The organism is Thioalkalivibrio sp. ALJT (assembly GCF_000381825.1).
GTDB lineage: Bacteria > Pseudomonadota > Gammaproteobacteria > Ectothiorhodospirales > Ectothiorhodospiraceae > Thioalkalivibrio.
Genome location: NZ_KB907123.1, coordinates 86,021 through 110,423, shown reverse-complemented (window position 1 = coordinate 110,423; position 24,403 = coordinate 86,021). Strand labels below are relative to the sequence as shown.

The window sequence follows — 24,403 nt, the reverse complement described above, 5'->3', positions numbered from 1 at the left end:
CAGACTGGCGTAAGCAGGGGCACTGGGCTACCTCGGGGCAGCGCGGTCCAGCAGCTCTCTGATCTCGGCCTCGGTCTCCGGCGCCTCCAGGGCGCCGATGCGGTGACCCTGAGCATCGAACAGCACGACGGCTCCGTCGCGTACGCCGTGGTCACGGGCAAATGCCTGGCCTTCAGGTCGTCCGTGGTGCGCGGCCATGAATTCGATCCGATCCGCATAGTCCGGGCGCACCTGATTCAGGCGGTCCATGACTTCGGCTCCGGTCACATAAGCGATATCCCGCACCACAACCACCACCGGCTGGCCCTGACCGATGCGGTCCAGGTCGGTCGGGAACGCACCGCGCGGGAGCTGGCTCCAGATCAGGGTCGCTGCCGCCACCAGCACGGCAATGGTAATCAGGGCCTTGCCCCACCCCGGCATCCGGGCGCCTCCGTTTGCTTCTGCACTCATCTCTGTTCCTCTCCGATCATCCAATGGCCAAGCGGCTGCCGAGTCTACCGGCAACCCGGGTAAAACTCGCGCCCCAGGGGAAACACTGGCTTCTTGCACAAGGACGACCGCGAGCGAGGCCGTCAGACGAGGCAGCCTCATCGCTGTGTGCCAATGCCAGACACCCTCGCGACTTCGGCCATGACACCCATCAAGAAATGCCCTCCCGTGGCGGCCCGAAACCCACGGGCAATCGGCTTCTCGGACTTGCATATACGGCACGACCACCGACTCGGGCCATCCAGCCCGGCACTGACGCGGGTACCTATCTGCGCAAGCCCGAAGGTAAGAACATATTGATGCACTTGATGAAAAAACCCGCAGCGGCGTCTATCTAATCCATCCAGGGCCCGCAGCCATTCCACCGGGGCACCGAGCAGCACCACACAAGATCCATCAAGGGAGGCAACATGAAGATGCGACTCTGGGCATCGGCCCTCGGGCTGGCCCTTTTCCTTTCTATCCCGGCGGCTGCCGAGGTCGATATCGAAGCCGGCGCGGCGCTGGCCGGTCAGTCCTGTGCGTCATGCCACGGCGCTGCTGGCGAAGGAATGGGCCCCAACCCGCCGATTGCCGGCATACCGGAAAACGAATTTGTCCAGATGATGCATGAGTTCCGCTCGGGCGAGCGCGAAAGCGGGACCATGGGCGCCCTGAGCGCCGGCTTGTCGGACGAGGCAATCGAACAGCTGGCTGCGTTCTATGCATCCCTGGACGCCGCGGAGCCGGCCGCATTTCAAGTGGAAGGGCCCCTGCATCACGTGTCCGCCGAGGTCTGCGCATCCTGCCATCAGGAGATCTACGATGAATGGAAGCAGTCGATGCACCGCAACAGCACGGCGCTGAAGGACCCTATCCACGAGCTGATGTACCGCGGAGAAGTCGGGGACCCGCGCAAACACGACCAGGTCCATAACCGCTCGGGGACGTTCCCGGTGTGCCTGAACTGTCATGCACCCAACGCCGCCAGGGATCAGGTCACCAAGCTGGACGCGAAGGATGCCTACGCCGAGGGCGTGAGCTGCGTGACCTGTCACCAGATCTCGGGCTACCGGGGCGTTGAGCGTGAAGGGGGTGGATTGCGCCTTGGTATCCTTGCCTACGAAATGGACGAAAACCGCCTGCAGGGGCCGCGCGGCTTCCCCTTCGATCAGGTCGCCAAACACGACAGCGACGTAACCAACCCGCACATCCCGCGCCAGGACGCATCCGGGAATCATGTCGATGCTGCGTTGCCAATGGACAGCAACCCGTCGATGATGAAGAGTTCGCAACTCTGCCTGGGTTGTCACGAACAGCGCCCCAACCCGCAGGGCGTGCCTCTGTGCGATACGGGCAGCGAGATTGACGAAAGTGGCTCGCAGGTCACCTGTCAGTCCTGCCATATGCCAACCACCGGCGACCACGCCAGCCACCGCATGGGTGGCGGACACGACCCGCACATGCTCTCGCGCGCCGTCCGCATGGAGGTGAAGGCCCGCCGCAACGGCGAAAACGTGCGTGCGGATGTCGAAATCACCAACCTGCTGCCGCACAAGATGCCCACCGGGGCACCGTTCCGAAACGTCAAGGTTCGGGTTACCGCGCTGGACAGCACCGGCAACGTGGTCTGGGAGAACTACACCGACCATCCACAGCACGAGGCACCGGAAGCGTACATGTTCTATCAGCTCGGCGATGACGAGGGTAAGCCGGCGATGCCGCCGGTAGCGACCCAGGTCCGTCAGGACACCCGCCTGGAACCACATGAACAGCGGGTCATCTCCTACGATGAGATTCCGACGGAAGCCGCGTATGTGCGTGCCGAAATGCTCTACAACCTGGTCTTCGAACCCATGAAGCCCCGCATCATGGAACTGGGGGCCACTGCCGAACACCTGGCACCACGCAGCATGGCGTTCCACGAGGCACGCGTACAGCAATAGCGCAGCGCACTACCCTCCGGGCGGACCGCGCGACGGCCCGCCCGGGCGGGCACAACCACTCGCCCGAGCAAGGCAACACTGAACAACCCAATCATCCTCGGCTCGCTGCGCGAGCCAGGCTCACATTGGTTCAAGCCGAATTCGGCCGGATTCGGGCCGGATCCACCCCCCTCATCCTGAGACGGCATCCCGAAGGCGGTGATGCTCCGGCCCCCGAGGATGGATCACACAGGGCCCCCACTGACACCCAGACGAAGGCTCGATGCAAGCGTCCAGCCACCCAGCGCCAGATCCGGTCGGAACCTCCGTACCCAGCGGACGCCGCGTCGGGCACAATACACCCTCGCCATGCGACCGGGACCCACTTCCGTGAACCAGGAGCGTTTCCTTCATCCCCCTCGGGAATTCCGCGCCCGCGGGCTCGCCGTCGAGCGCGGCGTGCGCCTGCTGTTCAGCGCTCTCGATCTCACCCTGAACCCGGGCCAGCTCCTGCAGGTCGCCGGCCCCAACGGCAGTGGCAAGACCACTCTGCTGCGCATGCTGGCCGGCCTGTCACGACCGCTTGAGGGCACCATCTTCTGGGACGGCCAGCCCCTGGAGCGTCTCGAAGAAGGCCCCGGCACCTGTCTGGCATATCTGGGCCATCAGAACGCCCTCAAGGATGATCTGACCACGCTGGAGAACCTGACCTATGCCGGACGCCTGGACGGCAGCGCGGGAAGCCCCGACCAGGCCTTGGTCATGCTTGACCGGCTTGGCCTCGGCGGCTATGAAGAGGTGCCGGCACGGTACCTGTCTCAGGGGCAGAAACGGCGGGTGGCGCTGGCGCGGCTGCTGCTGCAGAAGCGGCCGTTATGGATCCTGGACGAACCGTATGCGGCCCTCGACGTCCACGTCATCGAGGTCCTGCGGACCACGTTTCAGGACCACATTGACAGAGGCGGCATGTTGATCATTACGACACACCAGATCGTCGACATTGACGGCGACTGCCAAACCCTGGAACTGGCGCCGTCGCAGCGCTCGGCATGACGGCATCGCTGTTCGCCCTGTTGCAGCGCGACCTGGTCCTTACGCTGCGCCGTCCCCAGGATGCACTTACGGTGGCCGGCTTCTTCGTCGTGGTGGTGGCGCTGTTCCCGCTGGGCATCGGACCCGACCCCGAGGTCCTCCGGACCGTGGCGGCGGGCGTTCTGTGGGTGGCCGCGCTGCTGGCGGTCATGCTGTCGCTGGAACGCCTGTTCGCGGATGACTATCGTGACGGGAGCCTGGAGCAGCTCCTGCTGGTCCCTCTCCCGCTTGCCCTGCTGGTGCTGACCCGCACCTTCGGACACTGGCTGGTTGCCGGCCTGCCGCTGGTCCTGCTCTCCCCCCTGCTGGGACTCCAGCTTGGCCTGGAGGCGCGGGAGATCGGCGTCCTGATGCTGGCCCTGCTGCTCGGTACGCCCATCCTGAGCCTGATCGGTGCCGTGGGTGCCGCCCTTACGCTCGGGGTGCGTGGCGGGGGCGTGCTGATTGCATTGCTCATCCTTCCGCTCTACGTTCCCCCTCTGATCCTCGGATCAGGTGCAGTGGACGCGGTGATGCACGGCTCCAGCGCACAGGCCCATCTCTCGCTGCTGGGGGCGCTGCTGATCTTCGCACTCGTCACCACGCCCTGGGCCACCGCCGCCGCGGTGCGCATCATGTTGGACTGATCGGAGTTCGCTGTGTCCCGTACCCGAATTCAATGGTTTCACTTCACCGCCCCGGCAAACTTCTATGATCTGGCCGGGCGGCTGATCCCCGCCTTCGCCCTGCTCTCCGTGATCCTGTTCGCGATGGGCCTGTATCTCGGCCTCTGGGTGGCCCCACCCGACTATCAGCAGGGCGACAGCTACCGGATCATCTACATCCACGTCCCCGTCGCCTGGATGTCGATGTTTCTTTACGTGCTGATGGCCATCTATGCGGGCATCGGTCTGATCTGGCGCATCAAGATGGCCGAGGTCATGGCCAAATCCATTGCCCCCACGGGCGCCCTGTTTACATTCCTCGCCCTCTGGACCGGAGCCCTGTGGGGGCGGCCCACCTGGGGGGTCTACTGGGTCTGGGATGCGCGGCTCACCTCGGAGCTGATCCTGCTGTTCCTGTTTCTGGGCTACATGGCCCTGCATGCCGCGATCGAGGATCGCCAGCGAGCAGCGAATGCCAGCGCGGTTCTGGCCCTGGTCGGCGTCGTGAATGTCCCGATCATTTATTTTTCCGTGCAGTGGTGGAACACACTGCACCAGGGGGCATCCATAACGGTGACGCAGGCACCCACCATGGCGACGATCATGTGGGTCACCATCCTCATCATGTTTCTGGCCTGCTGGATGTATTCGATCGCCGTCGTCCTGGCCCGTGCCCGCACGGAAATTCTCGAGCGCGAGCGACGAGCCCGGTGGGTGCAAGAACGGCTGGAGAGTGAAAAGCCATGACTGAATTTCTCGCCATGGGCGGGTACTGGCCCTGGGTCTGGGGATCCTACGCCATGATGGCGGGTGTGACCGCCGTCGAGATCGCCCAGCTACGTTTCCGTCGCCGCCGTCTGTGGCAATGGCTGCAGCGCATGGCGCGCTTGTCGAGACAGGAGGAACGATGAAAACACGTCAAAAACGCCTGATGCTGGTCGGATTCGGGCTTGCGGCGCTGCTCGCCATCACCGCCCTGGTGCTGAACGCCTTCAGCGACAATCTCGTCTTCTTTCACACACCGTCGGAGATCGCCTCCAACAGCGTACCCCTCGAACGCACCTTCAGACTGGGCGGGCTGGTCGAAGACAACAGCGTCCGGCGCGGCGAAGACGGGGTGACCGTGCACTTCAAGGTGACCGACACCGCGAAGGCGGTGCCCGTCATCTACAGTGGCGTCCTGCCGAACCTGTTCCGGGAAGGACAGGGTGTAGTGACCGTCGGTCAGCTTCAGGAGGATGGCGTGTTTCGCGCCACGCAGGTCATGGCGCGCCATGACGAAGAATACATGCCGCCCGAGGCCGCGGAGGCCATCAAGCAGGCCCAGCGCGAGCGTGCCCGCACCGTTGAACGCCCGGAAGGGCTCTGAACATGATTGCTGAAGTTGGCTTCTTCGCCCTGATTCTGGCCCTGATTCTCGCGCTGGTGCAGGGCACCCTGCCCCTGCTGGGGGCGGCACGCGGGGATGTCGCCCTGATGTCGGTGGGGCGGAGTGCCGCCTACGGACAGCTCGCCTTTCTCACGGTCGCGTACGCCGCACTCACCTGGGCCTTCGTCACCGACGACTTCTCGGTCGCCTACGTGGCCAGCCACTCCAATTCCCTGCTGCCGTTACAGTACAAAATTTCCGGAGTCTGGGGCGGACACGAAGGGTCACTGCTGCTGTGGGTCCTGATCCTCGGCTTCTGGAGTGCGGCCGTGGCAACCTTCAGCCGTAGTCTGCCGCGGGAGGTGCTCGCGCGCGTACTGGGCGTGATGGGCCTGGTCGCTGTCGGCTTCCTCAGCTTCACCGTATTCACCTCCAGCCCGTTCGAACGCCTGCTGCCGGCCGCCATCGAAGGCCGGGACCTCAATCCGATGCTGCAGGATCCGGGGCTGATCTTTCACCCTCCGATGCTGTACATGGGCTATGTCGGCTTTGCGGTGGCCTTTTCCTTTGCCATCGCTGCGCTGATCGGCGGACGGCTGGACGCCGCCTGGGCACGCTGGTCACGCCCCTGGACCGCAGTCGCCTGGGCCTTCCTGACGCTCGGGATCGGCCTGGGCAGCTGGTGGGCCTACTACGTGCTCGGCTGGGGCGGATGGTGGTTCTGGGATCCGGTCGAGAATGCGTCCTTCATGCCGTGGCTGCTCGGCACTGCCCTGCTGCACTCGCTGGCGGTCACCGAGAAACGCGGCAGCTTCAAGAACTGGACCGTCATGCTCGCCATCCTCACCTTCTCGCTGGTGATCCTGGCGGCGTTCCTGGTGCGCTCCGGCGTGCTGACCTCGGTACATGCCTTCGCGGTAGACCCGGATCGGGGTCTCTATCTGCTGGCCTTCCTCGGGGTAGTGGTTACGGCGTCGCTGCTGCTCTTCGCCTGGCGCGCCGGCAGCGTCGGTCTGGGCGGGCGTTTCAGTCTCGTATCGCGGGAGTCCGCGCTGTTGTCGAACAACGTACTGCTGGCGGTGGCCGGGGCCGCGGTTCTCCTCGGCACGATCTACCCGCTGCTGCTGGATGCGTTCAACCTCGGCAAGATCTCGGTGGGTCCGCCCTATTTCGAGGCCGTATTCATGCCGCTGATGCTGCCATTGCTGCTCCTGCTCGGCTTTGGTCCCCGTCTGCGCTGGAAACAGGACAATGCCACCGAACTGCTCTGGCGCCTGCGCTGGATCTTCGCCTTCAGTTTCGTCGTCGGCATGATCTGGCCCGTATTCGTGGGGCAATGGTCGTTCCTGGCCGGGCTCGGGGCATTCCTGGGCGTCTGGATCATCGGGACGTCGCTGCACGATCTGGCCTATCGGGTTCGCCCCCGCAGCGAATCGCGCCAGCCCCTGACAACGCGTCTGCGCCGTCTCGGTCGCAGTTACGCCGGGATGCAGATTGCACACGTCGGCGTTGCCCTGGCCGTAATTGGTATCACCTTCGTGATCGGGTATGACGACGAACGCGACGTGCGCATGGCCCATGGCGAGGTTATCGAAGTCGGCGGCTACCAGTTCCGCCTCGATTCGCTGGACCGAGTCGACGGGCCCAACTTCGTGGCCGACCAGGCAACGGTCTCGGTATTCGACGATGGCCAGCCGCTGACCACCCTGTACCCGCAGATGCGCGAGTACTTCAGTCAGGAACAACCGATGGCCCACACCTCGCTGCACCGCGGGCTGTTCCGTGACCTGTACGTCAATATGGGCGAACAGCTCAGTGCGGACGCCTGGGTGATGCGCGTCTACTACAAGCCGTACATGAACTGGGTGTGGACGGGTGTCGTCCTGATGGGGATTGGCGGCTTCCTGGCGGCCTCCGACCGCCGTTACCGGCGGCGGGCACAACATGACGACCAGGGATTGTTGGCGGCCGATGACGCCGGCACAGCCGGACCCGATGTACCGGGAGATCGCGAGCAACCGCGGCCGACGGGTGCAGGCTGACCGCCTCGATCATCAACCGGTTCAAATGAGATTCGTGCGATTGATATACGAATGGGACATTATTCGACCCGGTCACCGGCGCGGGTCCTGCCACCCCGCGCTACGGTTCGGGCTAGCGCCGCTGCGGTCCGGCACCACACCGCTCAACCACGGCCACGCTGAGAGTTTGTGCCTGCCGGCGGAGGATTCGACGCCATGAAACTGCGTTTTACGCTACCCCTGGTCGCCTTCCTGGCGCTCGTGGCGCTGCTCTGGGTGGGGCTGAGCCTGGAGCCGTCCGAGTTACCGTCACCGCTGATCGACAAACCGGCACCGGAATTCGATCTGCCCGAGCTGCGCGACCCGGAGGCCCGTTTCACCTCTGCCGATCTGAAAGGCAAACCGGTCCTTGTCAACGTCTGGGCCTCGTGGTGCGTCACCTGTCGACAGGAGCATCCGATGCTGGCCCGACTGAGCCGGGCAGGGGTTCCGGTCTACGGTCTCAACTACAAGGACCGGCGCGAGGATGCGCTGCGTTTTCTCGCCCAGTTTGGCGACCCCTACGACGCGATCGGCTTTGACGAAAGCGGCCTTGTCGGGATCGACTGGGGGGTTTATGCGACACCGGAGACCTTTCTGGTCGATCGCAACGGCACCATCCGCTACAAGCACATCGGGCTGATCACGCCCGAGATCGTCGCGAACGAGATCCTGCCGAAATACCGGCAGCTGGAGGCGGAATCATGAATGCAATGCGAAGTCGCCTGGCCGTCGCACTGACCCTTGGCGGCATCCTGCTGGCAGGCCCGGCGGCGGTGGGCGCGAATACGCCGACCGCACCGGCATCCGCTCCCATCGAGTTCGAGACCGAGGCGCAGGCCCAGCGCTACCAGGTGCTGGTGCGCGAGCTGCGTTGCACGGTGTGCCAGCACCAGAACCTCATCGAATCCAACGCGCCACTGGCAGCGGACCTGCGTCGGCAGATTTCCCTGATGGTCCGGGACGGGGCCGAGAAGGAAGAGGTCATCGATTACATGGTCTCGCGTTACGGGGATTTCGTCCGCTTCCAGCCGCCGATGAACGCCTCGACCTATCTGCTGTGGTTCGGTCCGGGCCTCCTGCTCGCCGGCGGTTTTTCCGCCCTCGGCATCGCTCTCTGGCGGCGCCGTCGGCAGGTCCGCCCTGACGCACTCTCCCCCGAGGAAGAAGCGCGGCTGCAGAAGCTGCTCAACCGCACCAAGGACAAGGAGAAGCAATGACTGTCTTCTGGGCCATCGCGGCGACCCTGACCCTGGTTGCCCTGCTGTTCGTCTTCGTACCCCTGCTGCGCTCCGGCAAACACCTGCAACGCCCGCAGGACGAGGACACCCGTACCGCCTCCGGGCCCGGTACGGAGAATGCCGACCCGCAGGACGACCAACTTCGGACCAGCGTTGACATCTACCGCTCCCAGCTTGCGGAGCTGGAAACGGATCTCGACAACGGGACCCTCTCGCGCGAGCAATTCGACAAGGCACGTCTGGATCTGCAGCGCAGCCTGCTCGAGGCCGGCGATCAGGCCGGCTCCCGGCAACAGCGACACCCCGGCGTCTCCTGGCGGCTGCCGGCGGGCGTCTCCGTGCTGATCATGATCCCGCTGCTGGCCTTCCTGATCTATGACGGCTTCGGCGCCGGGGCCGCCGCTATTGACCCCGAACCGGCAAGGGCCCAGCCCGGAGATTCGGAGGCCCAGTTCGAAGCGGAGGTGATGAGCCTGCGCGCGCGCCTCGAGCAGAATCCACAGGACCCCGAGGGCTGGCTGACGCTGGCTCGTTCCTACACCCTCATGGGCGAGGATACGGACTCGATGCACGCCTACGAGCAGGCGATCCGGTACGGGGCCGATCAGGACCCGAACGTACTGGTCACCTATGCGGACATGCTCGCTGCGGAGGACGACAACGATCTCAATCAGCGTGCCCTGCCCTACGTCCATCAAGCACTGGAAGTCGAACCCGAACACACGGACGCGCTCTGGTTCTCCGGGCTTGCGGCCTTCCAGCGTGCCGATTTCGAAACCGCGCGCGAACGCTGGCAACGCCTGCTGCCGCAATTCCCGGAGGACGCGCCGGAGGCTCAGGTCATTCGGCGCCAGCTCACGGAGATCGAAAACCGCCTGGCGGCCGAAGAAAGCGACGCCCGCGAAGACAGAGACTGACGGCGCCCCGACGCCCGGCTGCAGCCCGATGTCGCGATCGACGACACCCCGCGACCCGGGGAGATGTCAGGTCTCCCCGGGAGCCGGTCGGGTTTGGACGATCGTTGCGAGCATGAAGGGAGGCGAGACCCTTTTTTCGGCCTCTCGAGGCGCATGGTGGGGACGATGTAACGAGAGAGCGCGGAACAAGGGACCGCTGTCCCACACGCGCAGCCGATCCGTCCCAGATCCGACAGGCTCCCGGGCAGCCGGCGCGCGACCGCGCCAGCATCCGCTATACTCCCCGCAGCCGTGCAAACGTCGTGCGGAGGACACCCGGCTCCAGTGGTCGCCCCGGTGTCTGCCACCCGCCGCGCACGGTACCGGCGCCACCCTCCTGCAACCTGCCCGAGCCAGACACGGAACCCATGGCTGTTCTAACCCTGCGCAACATCCACCTGGCCTACGGCATGGCCGCCCTGCTCGACGGCGTCAGCCTGAGCCTGGAACCCGGCGAACGGGTCGCCATCGCCGGACGCAACGGCGAGGGCAAATCCACCCTGCTCAAGGTGCTCAATGGCGATGCCCAGGCAGATTCGGGCGAGATCACCCGTCAGGACGGTCTGACCACGGCCTACCTGACTCAGGAACTGCCACCGGGGATCGAGGGCACGGTGTTCGATGTCGTGGCGGAGGGTCTGGGCGAGGTCGGCCGCCTGCTGGAACGCTTCCATCACCTGAGTCAGGCCGCCGCAGCCGGTGACATGCAGGCGCTGGAAAAGATGGGGCCGGTACAGTCACAGCTGGATGCGCTGGACGGCTGGAGCCTGCAGAACCGGGTCGAGACCACCATCTCGCGCCTGACGCTGGACCCGGAGGCAGCATTCGCGGCGCTGTCCGGCGGGCTCAAGCGCCGGGTCTGGCTGGCCCGCGAACTGGTGCAACGCCCGCAGTTGCTGCTGCTGGACGAACCCACCAACCACCTGGATGTGGCGGCGATCCGCTGGCTGGAGGCGTTCCTGATTGACAGCGGCCTGACCGTGGTCTTTATCAGCCATGACCGTCAGTTCATGGAGAGCGTGGCCACCCGCATCCTCGAGCTGGACCGGGGCCACCTGTACGAACACCCGCCGTCGATCGAGACGTTTCGCCAGCGCCAGGCCGAGCGCCTGGAGACCGAGGCCAGCCAACGCGCGGAATTCGACCGCAAGCTCGCCCAGGAAGAGGCCTGGATCCGTCAGGGCATCAAGGCCCGCCGCACCCGTAACGAGGGCCGGGTGCGTGCCCTGCAGGCCCTGCGCAAGAAACGCGCCGAGCGGCGTGAACGTGGCGGCCAGGTCAAGATGAAGCTGAGCCCGGAACAACGCTCCGGACGTCTGGTGATCGAGGCCGAGCACGCAGACTTCGGCTACGACCATCCGATCGTGCGCGACGTGAACCTGCTGCTGCAGCGCGGCGATGCGCTGGGCATCGTCGGGCCCAACGGGGCCGGCAAGACCACCCTGCTGCGCGGGCTGCTCGGCCAGATGGCTCCGCTGACCGGCACGGTCAAACTCGGGACCCAGCTTGAGATCGCCTACTTCGACCAGGCGCGGGCCCGGCTCGACGAAGCCACCACGGTGCAGGATGCCGTGGGTGAGGGGCGCGACCGGGTGACGGTGAATGGCGAAAGCCGCCACATCCTCTCCTACCTGGAAGACTTCCTGTTTCCGCCGGCACGCGCGCGCCAGCCGGTATCGGCGCTGTCGGGCGGTGAACGCAACCGCCTGCTGCTGGCCAAGCTGTTCCTGCGCCCGGCCAACCTGCTGGTACTGGACGAACCCACCAATGACCTCGACGTGGAGACCCTGGAACTGCTGGAGCAGTTGCTGATCGAATACACGGGCACCGTCATCGTGGTCAGCCACGACCGTTCGTTCCTGGACAACGTCGCCACCTCCACCCTGATCCTGCCCGGCGACGGCTCGGTGGAGGAATTTGTCGGCGGCTGGTCGGACCTGCCGGAGCGTGTCACCCAACGCCTGCTGGAAGGGGCCGGCAGTCAGGCAGCGACGCCGGGGGCGATGCCGAAAAAGCCCGACCCGAAGCCGGCCGTACCGGCGGCAGCCGCCACGCCCGCGGCTGCGCCGCGCAAACGCTCCTACAAGGATGCCCGCGAACTGGAGACCCTGCCGACGCGTATCGAGGCCCTGGAACAGGAGCAACTGGCCATCAGTACCTCAATGAGCGATCCTGAAACCCTGCGCGACGGAACGCGCATGCGTGACCTGCAAACGCGGCTGCAGCAGGTGGAAACCGAGCTGAACCAGTGCTACCAGCGCTGGGAGGAACTGGAATCCGACTGAGCCTCGAGGAGACCAGCCCCCTCAACTCCTGCCCGTGGCGGCCGTAACAGAGGTTGAACTGCCATAGGCCCCGTATCGCGCAGGGATCCGACCACGGCGCGAAAAAGGAGTTATCGCATGCTGGACAAACTCTCCATCCGCGGACTGCTGATCGCCGGGTTCGGCCTGGTCGTCGCCATCCTGATCATCAACTCGTTGCTCGCCCTGAGGGCCCTGAATGTGGGTGACCGCGGGATCCACGAACTCACCCAGGCGGACTATCCGGCGGTTGCCCGGGCCAACGACGTGGAACAACTGCTGCAGGAGAGCGCGGCCTTCCTCGGCTTCTACCTGATGAGCGCGGAATCCGAGCATCGCGACGCCTGGCTGACGGCAATGGAAGACCTCGACCAGGCCATGCACAACTTGGCACAGGACCCGATGGTTGCGGGCTCCGAAGAGCTGACGCAGATCGCCGCTCGCGCGCGCGAGCGCATTAATGCCTTCGCGGCCCACCGCGACCACCTGAGCGAGATCGCCGAGGATATGGCCGCGAACATGCCGGCCCAGGGCGTCGCCAACGCCCGCGTCAACCCGGCGACCATCGAGCTCACACAGCTCACCAGCACGATGATCAACGAGGAAATGGCCCGCCCGCGCGAGCAGCGATCGTTTGAGCGACTGGACGATTTCCATACCCTGCGCAGCAATCTGCTGCAGATCACATCCAACCTGCGCGGGTTTATCGCCTTCCGCGATGACGCATTCGAACAGAATCTGCGGCTGTATCTGGGCCAGACCCACGACGTGGTGGCGCGCCTGAGGGAGCAATACGATGACCTCGGCTTCGAACAGCAGATCGCGGTGGAGGACTTCGAACAGCGACTGGACAATCTCGACCGCGGACTCCAGGACATCATCCGCATCCACGGCAGCGACCGGGCCCTGCAGGATGCCTGGCTGATCCGCACCGCGGTCGGCCCGGCCATCGTCGCGGCCCGCACCGAACTGCAGACCCTCAGCCAGCACATTACCGAACACGCAGAGGGGGCCGCCGCCGACCTGGGCGGCACCATGCGGGCAACCCGGGTCACTCAGGGCGTGCTGGCGCTGATCGGAGTCGTTCTCGGCGTCATCAGCGCGTTCTTCATCATCCGGGTCGTGCGCCGGGCCCTGGCGCGTTCCACCGCGGCCCTGGAGGCGATCGCCGATGGCGACGGCGACCTGAGCCGCCGCCTGGATGAACACGGCCTGATCGAGACCGCCCGCCTTGGGCATGCCTTCAATCGCTTCACCGACAAGATCGCGCAGGCAGTCGGGAACGCCCGCAGCAGCACCGAGACCCTGAACCGCGCGACCGAGCACCTGAACCAGGAGGCCTATCAGGCCCGCGAGGCCGTCGCACGCCAGCGTGACGAGACCGAGCAAGTCGCCGCTGCCATGAACGAGATGCAAAGCAGCGCCGAAGAGATCGCGCGTAACACCGATGCGACATCGCAGGCCGGTGACCAGGCCAGCGAGGCTGTCGACAATGGCTCACGGGTGATGGAAAAGAACATCGAGTCCATGTCCGCGCTCCTCGGCACCGTGGAACAGGCGGCCGGGACCGTCGCCCGACTGGGCGAGGACTCGAAGCAGATCGGAACCATACTGGAGGTCATCCGCGGCGTGGCCGAGCAGACCAATCTGCTGGCGTTGAACGCAGCGATCGAGGCCGCGCGCGCCGGCGAGCACGGTCGCGGCTTCGCAGTCGTGGCCGACGAGGTGCGCAAGCTGGCAACCCGCACCCAGGAGTCCACCGACGAGATCGAGGACATGATCTCGCGGCTGCAGACCGCCACTACCGATGCCGTGACGGCGATGCAGCATGGTCAGGACGAGGCCGAAACCACCATGGGGCACACCTCCGATGTGAACGCGGCCCTGCAGCAGATCCGTCAGGCCGTCACCACCATTGTGGAGATGACCGACCAGATCACGGTCGCCGCACGGGAGCAGAGCAACGTCGCCGAGGAGATCAACCGCAACATCGTGCAGATCTCCAACGAGGCCGATCAGTCCGCCAACAGCGCCGACCGGGTCAGCGCCGCCACGGACGAACTGAAGCAGGCGGAGCGCGAGATCCAGCACGCCCTCGCCCGATTCCGGCTCTGACGTCGATCAGTCCCAGCGCCGCCAGGCACGGACGGCCCGGCGCAGGCGCCGCACCACCCCGCGGCGTCCGGAGACCCGCAGCCGCGCGGCCAGGGCGTCCCAGGCGACCGGGCCATCCGGCAGCAGCGCTGCCGCCAGCAATCGCCCGTCCGCGTCGGTGGGCGGATCGGCACGCAACCGGCGCAGCAAGGCTGGCAGCACCCACTCCAGCGGCCGGGCACGTTCGGCAAAGGCCCGGATCTCCTGCCAGTCCTGCTCGGGCTCGGGATCCGCAGCTACCACCTTCGGCATGACATCTTCCAGTGCGTTCGCCAGGGTCGTCTCGTGCCCCGGCCACAAGCGTGCGTGCCACTCAGGCCAGTCGCGCGCCTGCGCCGCGGCCAGCTCCCGCATCGCACTCGTTGCCGTGGCAACCGACCGCAACACCACACCCCCCGGCCGCCCACTGGAGGGGTCGGGCCGCAACCCGACCCGGACCAGATCAAACCCGGCGCGGCGCCACAACCTCAACAGCCCGGCATCCAGACCGAAGCTGGCCCCCAGCAAATCGACCCCTTCCGCACGTGCCCGGTCCGTAACCGTGCGCAGGAGTCGCAGCCCCAGACCCAGACCCTGCCACCGTGGATGGACCGCGATGCGCTGAATCCGCCAGATCGGATGCCCCGCGAGATCCAAAGCCCCGACGCCGGCCAGCACACAGGGCAGGAAATGCCCCTGCGGGCGCCGCTCGCCGGCCCACACCGCCTCCGCCAGGGGCCGGTTCAGTCCCGGCTCCGCGGCCACCAGTACCGCCCCGAACAGGCCACCGTGCCCCACCCCCTCAAGGGTCAACAGGCGCATCGCGGGGTCTTCCAGCCAGCGTTGCAGATCCGATGGGCGGGTACGGTAATGAGCATCCGCCAGCAGACCCGTGACGGCCTCCAGGCGCTGCGGCTGGTCCGCCAGGTCGGCAGCCGCACCCCAGCGCCACCGCACGGCCCGGGGCACCGGCGTGGCACTGCGCGCACGCAACAGAAACAGCCCATCCAGCCAGTCTTCAAGCGGGTCCGCCACGCCCCAGCGCACCGGGGTCTCAAGCCGAACCTGACGCACCCGGACCCCGGCCTGTTCCAGGGCCGGCAACACCCGCAGGCGAAACCCCTGTCCGCTGCCCTCGAACCCGCCCGTCGTGGTCGCCAGCACCAGGCGCCCGGCGCGCCGCGCCAGCCCCAGCAGCCGGTCCACCGGCAGCGCGGCCGCCTCGTCGACAATCAGCGTCCCGGCGCGCGCGGCGGTCACCTCCAGTTCGCCCGGCGCGCGGTACTCCAGGGCCGCCGGCAACGAACCCAGGCGGGCCCGCGCTGCTGCACCCACCGCACTCACCGCCGTCGCGGTGGGGCCAGTGAGGCGCATATCCATTCCGCGGTCGGCCCATGCCGCCGCCATCCAGTCCCCCAGCAACGTGGACTTGCCGCGGCCACGGGGTGCCGTGAGCACGCCGCATTCGCCCGGCGCCAGCGCCTCCAGCAGGCCCCGCGCGGCGCGCTGATCTGGCGTCCACGCAAACGCCCCCCGAGCTTCCGTGGCGGGCAGCGGCCAGTGCGCCGGATCACCCGCGATCCACTCCACCACCGGTGCGCGCAGCGCAGCCCGCCAGCGCTTTGCCCAGCCCCCCGAACCCGGTGTCGCCTGCACGAGCAACAACAGAATCCCGCCTCCCCGCAGGAGCCCGGTAGCAATGGCCAGGGCATCACCCGCAACCGGGTCGCCTGCCTCGAACACCACTACCTCGCATTCGGAACCGAGGCGATGCCCGGCCTGGGCCGGGCGGGTGGCCGGCACACCGGCCGGTGCACGCGCGCCCACCCACAGCAGACGCACCCCGGCCGGCATTCGCGCCAGCCAGCGGGACACTCGGTCGCGGCCGGAATCCGACTCCGGCAACGCCAGCAGACGCCTCGGGGGACTGGCCACCATCACCCCGCTGCCCGCGCACAGGCCCTCGCCCCATGCGGCCTCGAATCTCCACCTCGCAGGAGGAAGGGTATGCGACCGGGACACAATCGAGAATGTCTGTGGAGGTCGCCGTACATGGTTACGTTGATGTCGATGAACCCGAATGGTTTGTGCATTGCGCACGTCTCCGCCACGCTTCGTGCCTTCGCGCTCTGAAAGGTAGACAATCCCCGTCACCAACCCAGCAAGAGAGAATGAACATGCAGGATGGCAGTATTGGTTCGGCGCTCGTGACCGGCAACTCCAGCGGGCTGGGCCTGGGGATGACCCGGGTACTGCTCGAACGCGGCGCCAGAGTATATGGCCTGAGCCGGCGCGGCTGTCCCGAGGCCGGGGTCAGCGGTGACGAACCGGTGGACCTCGGCGACTTCACCGCGACCGGCAACGCGATGGACCGCATGCTGCAGGGCGTGGATTCGCTGGACCTGGTCGTGCTCAACGCCGGGCTCCTGGGACACATGCAGCGCATGCAGGACGCGCCCATGGACGAACTGCGCCGGCTGATGGACGTGAACACCTTCGCCAACAAGGTCATCCTCGACGCCCTGCTGCAGAACCGGATTCGGGTCGGCCAGATCATCGCGATCTCCTCGGGCGCCTCGGTCTCCGGTCACGCCGGCTGGAGCGGCTACTCGCTGTCCAAGGCCGCACTGAACATGATGATGCAGCTATACGCCCACGAATTCCCCGCTGACACCGCGATCAACGCCTTCGCCCCGGGCCTGGTCGACACCGCAATGCAGGACTATCTGTGCGACGAAGCCGACCGCGAGAGCTTCCCCGTCCTCCAGCGCCTGAAGGCCGCCCGCGGCACGCAGGACATGCCCGGCCCCGAGGCCGCCGCGCGCGCCATACTCGCCACCCTGCCGCGCCTGCACCAGACCCCCCGCGGCAGCTTCGTCGACATCCGCCAGCTCTGACGCCGGTCTGTGCAGGCCAAGGGTGTCCCACAGAAGACAAGATGAGAGGAAGGGTGTCCGCATGGACGCTGGGCGTGCGCAGGCCGACCGCCCCGCACCGCAACGTCCGGCCCTGCTGGTCTCCCTGCCTTCCCTTCTGCCCGGGAGTCGTCCTTGACCGGCCACGTGCCTTCGAGCGCGTCGTGGCAAATCCTGCAACGTGCGGAAATCGGCGGCGGAGCGCCAAAAAAAGTTCATGGAGGGGCGTTGGCTTTTGCCGGAAATGGGGCGTATAGTCGAAGACGTGACTCGCGGTTCAGCGACAACACTAGGAAGTTTCTAGTTGCTTAACCAGTGCTCCCGTTGATCTGTTGGCAGCATACCGCGATCACTTTTGTTTGTTAGATGAAGAGGTTACAAGTTGTGAATACTGGTGTTGTTAAGTGGTTCAACGAGAGCAAGGGTTTCGGTTTCATTACCCCGGATGATGGCGGCAAGGACGTGTTCGTCCACTTCTCCGCGATCAACGGTTCGGGTTTCAAGACCCTGGCCGAAGGCCAGAAGGTCTCCTTCGAAATCCAGGAAACCGCCAAGGGCCTGGCCGCCGGTGAAGTGACCGCCATCTAAGGCGCACTTCCCAGGGCTGACGATCCTCCGGGATCGTCCGAGAAAGGTCGCCTCCGGGCGGCCTTTTTTGTGCCCGGCATCGAGCGATGCGAAACGCACCGATGTCGGGCCGCCCGCTGGAACGAATGCGATTCGCTGCGCGAATCCGCATCCCGCCCGCCACCCAACCGCTCCTGCTTTCCTCTGTACCCTCTGTAGCGATCATCCTCGACCATGGGGTCCACTTTGTTCGGCGGAACGCCGATTCCGGTGGCGCGTTGCAACGACCGTCTGCCGATCTGCCGGGTATGGCCAATGGGGCTGGCCGACGTGCATATGATGCGGGCGCTACCTATACTTGAAACATGGCTGGAGGCTCACCGTTACCACGGAACCGCACAAGCCCAAGAGAAGCCGCCCTGGGTGTTGGATAGTTGGTCCACCTACGGATTATTGCGGTACAAACAACCACTTGAAGCACCGCCATGGCGTTGCTCACGAGCGCAGGCGCCATGTATTCGACAAGTACGGAACAAGCCCCTCTCCCCGAACCTCTGGCTGCAACCCTGCGTCGCGTTCCTCGTGCCACATTGCGGGCATTCGTCGCCCTTGTCCTGTTGTTCGCCAGCGCGTTCGGATCGGCGTACGGGAGCGAGTCAGCCGACGCGATCTGGCGTGCCGCCACCGACCTGAGCGACCCGCACAACCAGGCGGTACTGCTGAAAAACATCAACCACCTGCACACGCTGCGCGGCGTTTCCGAGCAGTACTGGGATCGCGTACCCGGCATTGGCGATCTGACGCACCGTCAGTACCAGGAGGCGATGTTCTGGCATCAGCGCGAGAATCTTCGGATCGCGCGCAAGGCGGTCAGCAGTCTGGACAACTACGAGTTCAATCTGCAGCGACCGGCACCGGATGCCGGCGAGTGGCGTGTCGGCTCGGATACGGATTTTCTGGTCCGGCGCAAGGACCGCCGGCCGGTCACGCTCGAGGACATCCAGCGGGTCGAGGCTGCCTACCGTCAGGCCGTCGCGCTCGAGGTGCGCCGGCGCAGCGGCGGCGCGGTGCAGATGGACCCCCGCGATTTCGACACCGGAACCGATTTCATGGTCGCCCACGACGCGACCACCGAAGCCGAATTCACGCGCATCGCGGAACACTTCGGCCGCCGCGACGCCGATACCTACAGCCGGGTCGAGGCGGCCCGGGTCGAGGCGCATATGCGCACGCCGGGGAAATTGATCGACTACCACGACGCCGGGATGTATGTCGCCGAGATGGTTGATCAGGCCCAGCGCAAGCAGCAGCACATCGACCGGCTGCTCCGCGAACAGGCCGACGTGCCGGCACGCCAGCGCACGATCAACGAAGCCCGAATCAAGCAGCTCGAGTACGAACGTGACAAGTATCTGCGGCGCATCAATTCGGTCAACAATCACCTGCACACGCAGGCGCGCACCCAGTTCGGCCGCGGCGTCAGCACGCCGCCGCGCGACATCGCAGGCATGCAGAACCTCGCGCAGCAGGCGCGCGCGAATTACGCGCACACCCTCGGGAACATCCTCCAGGTAATGCCCGAAGGTCCGCAGGCCCGCCAGACCAATTTTGTCCTCGCGTTGCAACTGGTCGATCTGCCCGAGGGCCAACGCAGCGAGGTGCTGTCCCGGCTCGATCGGCAGGTACAGCAGAACGTGCTCCAGCAGCTGGATGAGTTTCGGGCCTGGCGCCGGGCCGAGCGCGAGCAGGTCGCGCGCGAAGACGTCGTCACCCTGCGCAACTTCCTGCAAAAGACCGAATTCGGGCAACAATTGCTGCGCGTGTTCGGTACCGAGATCGAGGCACTGACGACCCGTCCGACCGCGAGTTCGCAGTTTATGGCCGATGTCTACCGCGACCTCGCCGCCACCGACCGGGCGATTCAGAACCGGGCGCAGTCGCTGTCGATGTGGCTGGACCTGATGGTGCAGGTCCGCGACGCGCAATCCGATGCCGAACTGGCGATCGCACTCGGGCGCACGCTGGCGTCGAAGACCTACTACGGGATGGTCGCCAGCCACCTCTACACCGGCCTGATCGAACGCGACGGCACCGCGCTGACCAGGTCGCTGATTCTGATGCTTTCGCCCAAGACCGCGCTGCCGCAGGTGGTGCAGTCGATCGGCGGTTCGGTGATCGATCTGACCACTGCGGTCATGTTCGACCACCAGTTCATGGTGCTGTACGTGACCGCGAGCTTCGACGACGACGGCAGATTCACGGGGCTGGACGGGTACCAGCCCGGGTCGGATGCCGTTTGCCGCTTCTTCGACGATGTGCTGCAGCCCGGTGGAGAACACTGGGTCGAGGGGATCTTCACGCGGGCGCTGGCGTTGTCCGAGGAACGGAACTTCAGCCAGGAGGTGCTGAGCGGGATCAATGCCTTTGGTACCCGCGCCTTCGTGCGCGCGCTCGAGAGCACCGTGTACGGCGGGACTGCAAGCTTCATGGGGCAGCATCCTGCGGTTCAACATGCGCGCGCCGAGGTGGCCGGACTGACCGGCATGATCGACGATTTTGCCGAGGCGCTGGGCGAGCATGTGCCGGCGCAGGCAGAGCCGGGCTGGGAGGGGCTGTCGCGCTTCGAGCCCGCGGCCCAGCATGCGATGCGGCCATTGCTCGAGCAACGGACCGCCGCCTGGGATGATGTCGAGGCGGCGCTGTGCGCGGCGGTGACGGAATCGCTCGAATCGCGGCATCGCGCCGAGCAGGGGCTCGAGGGCGGCGACGAGGCCGCGCTGGCGTTACTGGCCGAGGTCGAGCGTCTGTTCCACGAACTCGATATCCACGACGTCGGGATGGCGTGGTTGAACCACGAAGGCACGCGCAACGTCATCATGCGCTGGTTCGGGTCCGCCGAGGAGCAGCGCATCGAGGCGATGCAGGCGTTGCAGCGTTACCACGATGCCTATTCGGCGGTGCTCGAGATCCGCGATACCGTCGAGAGTCTTTATCGCACCGCGACTGGCGGTGCCGAATCGCTTCTTGAGCGGCCTTTGACCGGGTCGCCGCCACTGACCGCCGATCCGGCATTTGATCACAGTCTGGCGGTGCGTCTGTTCCAAGAGACGATGGACGACCTGGACCGCTACGAGACACAGATGCTGCGGATCAAGCGCGAAGCGCTGAACGACAACCTCGCGCAACTCGATGCCCCGTTCGATCGCCATATCCAGACGGCAATCCACGCCGCGACGATCGGGTTGAACGAAGCCAGGGCGACGATGCAGGGGGCATCGCATGCTCAGCAAAGGCTGTACCGGGTGCAGTGGTGGGCCGCGCACGATCTGCGTGCTCGGCATTCGGCCGCTTCCGAGCATGCGCGCGCGCAACGCGCGAGGATCGATGAACTGCGCGAAGAGTTCCGTGCTCACTATCAGCCGGTCGAACCCGCGCTGGCGATTCTGCCGCCACCGGCGGTGATCGAAGAACGCGCGGCGACGGATGCACCCTACGCATTCGGACTCGATGCAACGGCGATTCCGCCGGAGACGGTCTACGTCTGGTTCGAGGACGGCACGGAAATCGGCCGCGGCGATACGCTGCTGCATCTGTTCGAGGAGCCCGGGCCACGGACCCTCGAGGTCCGAGCCCAATGGACCCGATCGGATCGGGTATTGCGCGACGGCAGCGCGACCGCCGAACTCAGTATCGATGTCCACGCCGATGCCCTGCTGCCCGAACTGGCGATTCGGCCGCCGCGCGAGCTCGGCGCGCTGGCCGAGCCGGATCGCGCCTACGAGTTCCACGCATTGCGCCGCAACATTCCGGACGACGCGACGCTGAGCTGGCAGATCAACGGCCGGCCGGCGGGGGTCGGCGCCGACGTCGAGCTGCGTTTCAGCGATCCGGGCTCGAATATCGTCGAGCTGTTCGCCGAGTGGGAGGTTCCCGGAAGCTGGACGGGGCAGGAACAGGTGATCGCCCCGGTGCTGACCGTCGAAGTCGATGACCCCGGCCCGCTGCTGGCCGAACCCTGTCGCATCCTGCTGGCCGGCACCTTTGACGAAGCGGTGCCCCGGGTGGGCATCGAGCAGTTGCTGCGCCAGTTCCCGACCCCGGAGGAAGTCGAGAATTTCATTGCCGACCGGGCAGCGGTCGCTGCGCAGCATGGCCTGCGCGCGAGCCCCGACGAACCCGATGCGGTCGACGCGGCCACCGGCCTGACGCAGCAGTGCGGGCCCGAGATTCTGGCGCAATGGCATTCCCGGCGCGCCGACCTGGAGCAGGAATTCCGCGAGCGGTGGGAAATGCTCGACGACGCCACGCTGACGCTGCAGGTCGATACCGGGAACTTGCAAGCCCCTGAGGCACTCGGCGTATCCCTCGCCGAAGCGGCGCAGACGCCGGAACTGAACCGGGTATCGGTGCAGCTCGAAGCACTCGGCATCGACCTGTCCTCGCTGCACGCCGAACTGGCGTCGATGCTCGACATCCTGGCCGGTGACGAGGTGCGGCCCGGTTGCGGGACGACCCCGCCGTACTACCTCTGGCTGGACATCGACTGGACGCTGGACGGCGCAGAGGTCGGCACCGCCCAGCGCACGCCGGACGGTCGGCAGATGACGTTCCAGGCGCTGGAGGAGAGGACCTACCCGGTGACCGCGCAGGTCACGCTGCGTTATCAGCGCGGTTGCAACAGCGGCTATCCGCAATGGATTCCCGATCAGGTGCAAACGGTCCGCACCCTGATCGAGATCGAGTTCGAAGACCCGGCCGCGCCTGCGCCCTCGCCCGAGGTCGTCGCTGAACCTGCCGCGCCCGCGGAACCTCCCGCCGCGCCGGAACCGCCCGATCTTTCCGAACTGGAGGAACAACGCCAGCAGGTTCTGGACGTCTGCGAGGAATGGACCGCGTCGAAGAGCGGGGGCTACGGCACGACAACCGAGGTCTGGGACATCAGCAGCCTGCCCGAAGGCACGGCCTTCGATTTCTCCTACGACGCGATGACCGTGCCCGACAAGTTCGTCATCGAGTACCCGGTGGGCAACGTGGTGCTTGATACCGGCTGGCGCGGATCGGCCGCGCGCGCCGCGCGCCGATCCGATCTCTACCCCGGCGGCGTGACCGGCCCGGGGCGGGGCGCGGCCGACGACGTGTTCGAAAAGGCGGCGGCCGACGCGTTCAAGGTCACCGTCTACGGCCCGGAAAGCGGCACCGCCTGGAACTACCGAATCCGGCCGCGCTGCCAGCCGGACGCGGTACTGCGCATCGCCGAGTCGCCGACCCAGATCACGTACGGCTCGCAGGTCCGCTGGCCGGCGACGACCGGCGGCGGGCTCGAAGTCACGCGCTACACCTGGCAGGCAACGCCGGACCTGACGTTCGACGAACCGGTGACCACCGAGCCGGCGACGCGAATCACCTTCGACCGGCTGGGGCGGGTGCTGCTGTGGGCCGAGGGCAAGCCCCGGGACAGCAGCCTGCCAACGGTCGAGTCGCAGCAGGTCGAGATCGAGGTGGTGCCGCCGCAGTTCGAACTGGTGTTCGATCCCCCGGATGGCCAGGCCCGGGTCGGTGACGAGGTGCAGGTGGAGGTGCGCAGCGATCCGGCGCTCCCCGCCGAACTCGTTGATTACCGCTGGGTGCAACCCAGCGCGCGCAGCACCTACACCGACAATGCGTCGCGGATCGGCTTCACGGTGGGCGATGGCGAGCGTGCGCCGCTGCAGGACATCCCGCTGCATGTCTGGGTGCGGGTGCCCTACCACGGCGACACCCTGGAAGAGATCCAGGCCACCTACTCGGGGCAGCCCTACGAGGTGCAGATCAGCGAGCCGGTACACCGCGGCCCGACCCCGCAGACCTGGGACCCCGAACGCGGCAGCCTGGTCGATGTCCCCCGTGGCCAGGTCGTCACCGGGCAGGAGGTGCGGCTGAACGCCAGCGTGCAGCCGACCCCGCCGGGAGAAGTGCGCTACCGCTGGTCGGTACAGCCGGACGGTGCCCGCACCCACGGCACCATCGGCAGCAGCCAGACGTTCTCGGCCAGCAACCCCGGCAGCTACACCGTGGAAGTGGTCGCGACCAACGCCGCCGGTCTGGTCCTCGGCCGCGGGAGTCGCAGCGTGATGGTGGCGCAGGATCAGCCGGCGCCGGCAACGCCCGATGAGGCCGAACCTGCCGCCGCGGATGCCCCGCCCGCGGCGACGGTGGATCCCGATGCACTGCTGACGCCGCCGGACGTGATCGACCTGGAGCAGGCCTCCGGCCGACTGGATTCCGATACGCGCGAGCAGCGCCACGCGATCGAGGTGCCACGGCATGGCTCGCTGGGCGTCGAGGTCGAGGCCGATCCGGAACTGCGGATCACTCTCCGGCTGGAGGACGCCGACGGCAACAACCTGCGCGCGTCCACGGGCGGGTCAACGTCGAGCCGCAGCGTCGAACGCGCCGATCTGGCGCCGGGCACCTACTATGCCCGGGTCGCGCGTTCCAGGGGCGAAGGAACGTATCGGCTGACCACGCGGCTCACAGCGCCGAGCATCCCGAACGATACCGGCCCGAATGACAGCCTCGAGGACGTGCAGGAGCACGGCGAGCCGATCCCGGTCGATCGGCACAGCACTGGCCTGCTGGGCTACCGGGACCGCGACGAGCGCGATACCGAGGACTGGTTCCGTCTCGACATCGGCGAGCATGGCGCACTCGACGTCTCGGTCGAGGCCGAAGAGAGCCTGCGCATCAC

17 protein-coding genes are annotated in these 24,403 nt (G+C 66.3%); 15 read left to right on the top strand and 2 right to left on the bottom strand.

Annotated features, from left to right (window positions below):
- Positions 1 to 27: 27 nt before the first annotated feature.
- On the bottom strand, positions 28 to 453 hold the full coding sequence (locus tag G332_RS0104655) for a hypothetical protein (RefSeq protein WP_026340604.1): 426 nt from the start codon (positions 451 to 453) through the stop codon (positions 28 to 30).
- A 449-nt stretch (positions 454 to 902) separates the two neighbouring features.
- Here G332_RS0104655 and G332_RS0104650 point away from each other — a divergent pair, with 449 nt between their 5' ends.
- The 12 genes from G332_RS0104650 to G332_RS0104595 all read left to right on the top strand — a co-directional run bounded on the left by G332_RS0104650 (position 903) and on the right by G332_RS0104595 (position 14,176).
- A complete protein-coding gene (locus G332_RS0104650; protein WP_019625832.1) occupies positions 903 to 2,417 on the top strand; it encodes a multiheme c-type cytochrome in 1,515 nt (504 codons plus the stop codon).
- Positions 2,418 to 2,786: 369 nt separating this feature from the next.
- A complete protein-coding gene (gene ccmA / locus G332_RS0104645; protein WP_019625831.1) occupies positions 2,787 to 3,449 on the top strand; it encodes a cytochrome c biogenesis heme-transporting ATPase CcmA in 663 nt (220 codons plus the stop codon).
- A complete protein-coding gene (gene ccmB, locus G332_RS0104640) occupies positions 3,446 to 4,114 on the top strand; it encodes a heme exporter protein CcmB (protein ID WP_019625830.1) in 669 nt (222 codons plus the stop codon). Before ccmA ends, ccmB begins: the two co-directional genes overlap by 4 nt.
- Before the next feature lie 12 nt (positions 4,115 to 4,126).
- A complete protein-coding gene (locus G332_RS0104635) occupies positions 4,127 to 4,879 on the top strand; it encodes a heme ABC transporter permease (protein WP_019625829.1) in 753 nt (250 codons plus the stop codon).
- Complete coding sequence (ccmD, locus tag G332_RS0104630; protein WP_019625828.1) at positions 4,876 to 5,043, top strand: heme exporter protein CcmD; 168 nt, start codon at positions 4,876 to 4,878, stop codon at positions 5,041 to 5,043. Before G332_RS0104635 ends, ccmD begins: the two co-directional genes overlap by 4 nt.
- Complete coding sequence (gene ccmE, locus G332_RS0104625; protein WP_019625827.1) at positions 5,040 to 5,501, top strand: cytochrome c maturation protein CcmE; 462 nt, start codon at positions 5,040 to 5,042, stop codon at positions 5,499 to 5,501. Before ccmD ends, ccmE begins: the two co-directional genes overlap by 4 nt.
- 2 nt (positions 5,502 to 5,503) lie before the next feature.
- Positions 5,504 to 7,543 (top strand): heme lyase CcmF/NrfE family subunit, encoded by a 2,040-nt coding sequence (locus G332_RS0104620; protein ID WP_019625826.1) that lies wholly within the window; start codon positions 5,504 to 5,506, stop codon positions 7,541 to 7,543.
- Positions 7,544 to 7,738: 195 nt separating this feature from the next.
- Complete coding sequence (locus tag G332_RS0104615; RefSeq protein WP_019625825.1) at positions 7,739 to 8,269, top strand: DsbE family thiol:disulfide interchange protein; 531 nt, start codon at positions 7,739 to 7,741, stop codon at positions 8,267 to 8,269.
- Positions 8,266 to 8,781 (top strand): cytochrome c-type biogenesis protein, encoded by a 516-nt coding sequence (locus G332_RS0104610; RefSeq protein ID WP_019625824.1) that lies wholly within the window; start codon positions 8,266 to 8,268, stop codon positions 8,779 to 8,781. Before G332_RS0104615 ends, G332_RS0104610 begins: the two co-directional genes overlap by 4 nt.
- Complete coding sequence (gene ccmI / locus G332_RS0104605; RefSeq protein WP_019625823.1) at positions 8,778 to 9,719, top strand: c-type cytochrome biogenesis protein CcmI; 942 nt, start codon at positions 8,778 to 8,780, stop codon at positions 9,717 to 9,719. Before G332_RS0104610 ends, ccmI begins: the two co-directional genes overlap by 4 nt.
- A 407-nt stretch (positions 9,720 to 10,126) precedes the next feature.
- Complete coding sequence (locus tag G332_RS0104600) at positions 10,127 to 12,043, top strand: ATP-binding cassette domain-containing protein (RefSeq protein WP_019625822.1); 1,917 nt, start codon at positions 10,127 to 10,129, stop codon at positions 12,041 to 12,043.
- A 117-nt stretch (positions 12,044 to 12,160) separates the two neighbouring features.
- Complete coding sequence (locus tag G332_RS0104595; RefSeq protein ID WP_019625821.1) at positions 12,161 to 14,176, top strand: methyl-accepting chemotaxis protein; 2,016 nt, start codon at positions 12,161 to 12,163, stop codon at positions 14,174 to 14,176.
- Between the two features lie 6 nt (positions 14,177 to 14,182).
- Here the strand turns inward: G332_RS0104595 and G332_RS0104590 are convergent, their stop codons facing one another.
- Positions 14,183 to 16,132: a GNAT family N-acetyltransferase gene (locus G332_RS0104590; RefSeq protein WP_019625820.1), complete on the bottom strand. Its 1,950-nt coding sequence runs from the start codon at positions 16,130 to 16,132 to the stop codon at positions 14,183 to 14,185.
- A gap of 239 nt (positions 16,133 to 16,371) precedes the next feature.
- On the opposite strand from G332_RS0104590, the gene G332_RS0104585 reads away from it, so the two are divergent.
- The 3 genes from G332_RS0104585 to G332_RS12665 form a co-directional block, all read left to right on the top strand.
- A complete protein-coding gene (locus G332_RS0104585) occupies positions 16,372 to 17,091 on the top strand; it encodes an SDR family NAD(P)-dependent oxidoreductase (protein WP_026340601.1) in 720 nt (239 codons plus the stop codon).
- Positions 17,092 to 17,493: 402 nt separating this feature from the next.
- On the top strand, positions 17,494 to 17,697 hold the full coding sequence (locus tag G332_RS0104580) for a cold-shock protein (RefSeq protein WP_018873518.1): 204 nt from the start codon (positions 17,494 to 17,496) through the stop codon (positions 17,695 to 17,697).
- Positions 17,698 to 18,188: 491 nt separating this feature from the next.
- On the top strand, positions 18,189 to 24,403 hold a 6,215-nt coding region (locus G332_RS12665; RefSeq protein ID WP_231362875.1), incomplete at its 3' end, for a PKD domain-containing protein.

Excerpts from the sequence above, each read along its gene's own strand:
- G332_RS0104595 (WP_019625821.1), top strand. The coding sequence starts at position 12,161 with ATGCTGGACAAACTCTCCATCCGCGGACTGCTGATCGCCGGGTTCGGC.
- ccmB (WP_019625830.1), top strand. The coding sequence starts at position 3,446 with ATGACGGCATCGCTGTTCGCCCTGTTGCAGCGCGACCTGGTCCTTACG.
- G332_RS0104610 (WP_019625824.1), top strand. The coding sequence starts at position 8,266 with ATGAATGCAATGCGAAGTCGCCTGGCCGTCGCACTGACCCTTGGCGGC.
- G332_RS0104590 (WP_019625820.1), bottom strand. The coding sequence starts at position 16,132 with ATGGTGGCCAGTCCCCCGAGGCGTCTGCTGGCGTTGCCGGAGTCGGAT.
- G332_RS0104620 (WP_019625826.1), top strand. The coding sequence starts at position 5,504 with ATGATTGCTGAAGTTGGCTTCTTCGCCCTGATTCTGGCCCTGATTCTC.
- G332_RS0104600 (WP_019625822.1), top strand. The coding sequence starts at position 10,127 with ATGGCTGTTCTAACCCTGCGCAACATCCACCTGGCCTACGGCATGGCC.
- G332_RS0104650 (WP_019625832.1), top strand. The coding sequence starts at position 903 with ATGAAGATGCGACTCTGGGCATCGGCCCTCGGGCTGGCCCTTTTCCTT.
- G332_RS0104615 (WP_019625825.1), top strand. The coding sequence starts at position 7,739 with ATGAAACTGCGTTTTACGCTACCCCTGGTCGCCTTCCTGGCGCTCGTG.
- ccmE (WP_019625827.1), top strand. The coding sequence starts at position 5,040 with ATGAAAACACGTCAAAAACGCCTGATGCTGGTCGGATTCGGGCTTGCG.
- ccmD (WP_019625828.1), top strand. The coding sequence starts at position 4,876 with ATGACTGAATTTCTCGCCATGGGCGGGTACTGGCCCTGGGTCTGGGGA.
- ccmI (WP_019625823.1), top strand. The coding sequence starts at position 8,778 with ATGACTGTCTTCTGGGCCATCGCGGCGACCCTGACCCTGGTTGCCCTG.
- G332_RS0104655 (WP_026340604.1), bottom strand. The coding sequence starts at position 453 with ATGAGTGCAGAAGCAAACGGAGGCGCCCGGATGCCGGGGTGGGGCAAG.
- G332_RS0104585 (WP_026340601.1), top strand. The coding sequence starts at position 16,372 with ATGCAGGATGGCAGTATTGGTTCGGCGCTCGTGACCGGCAACTCCAGC.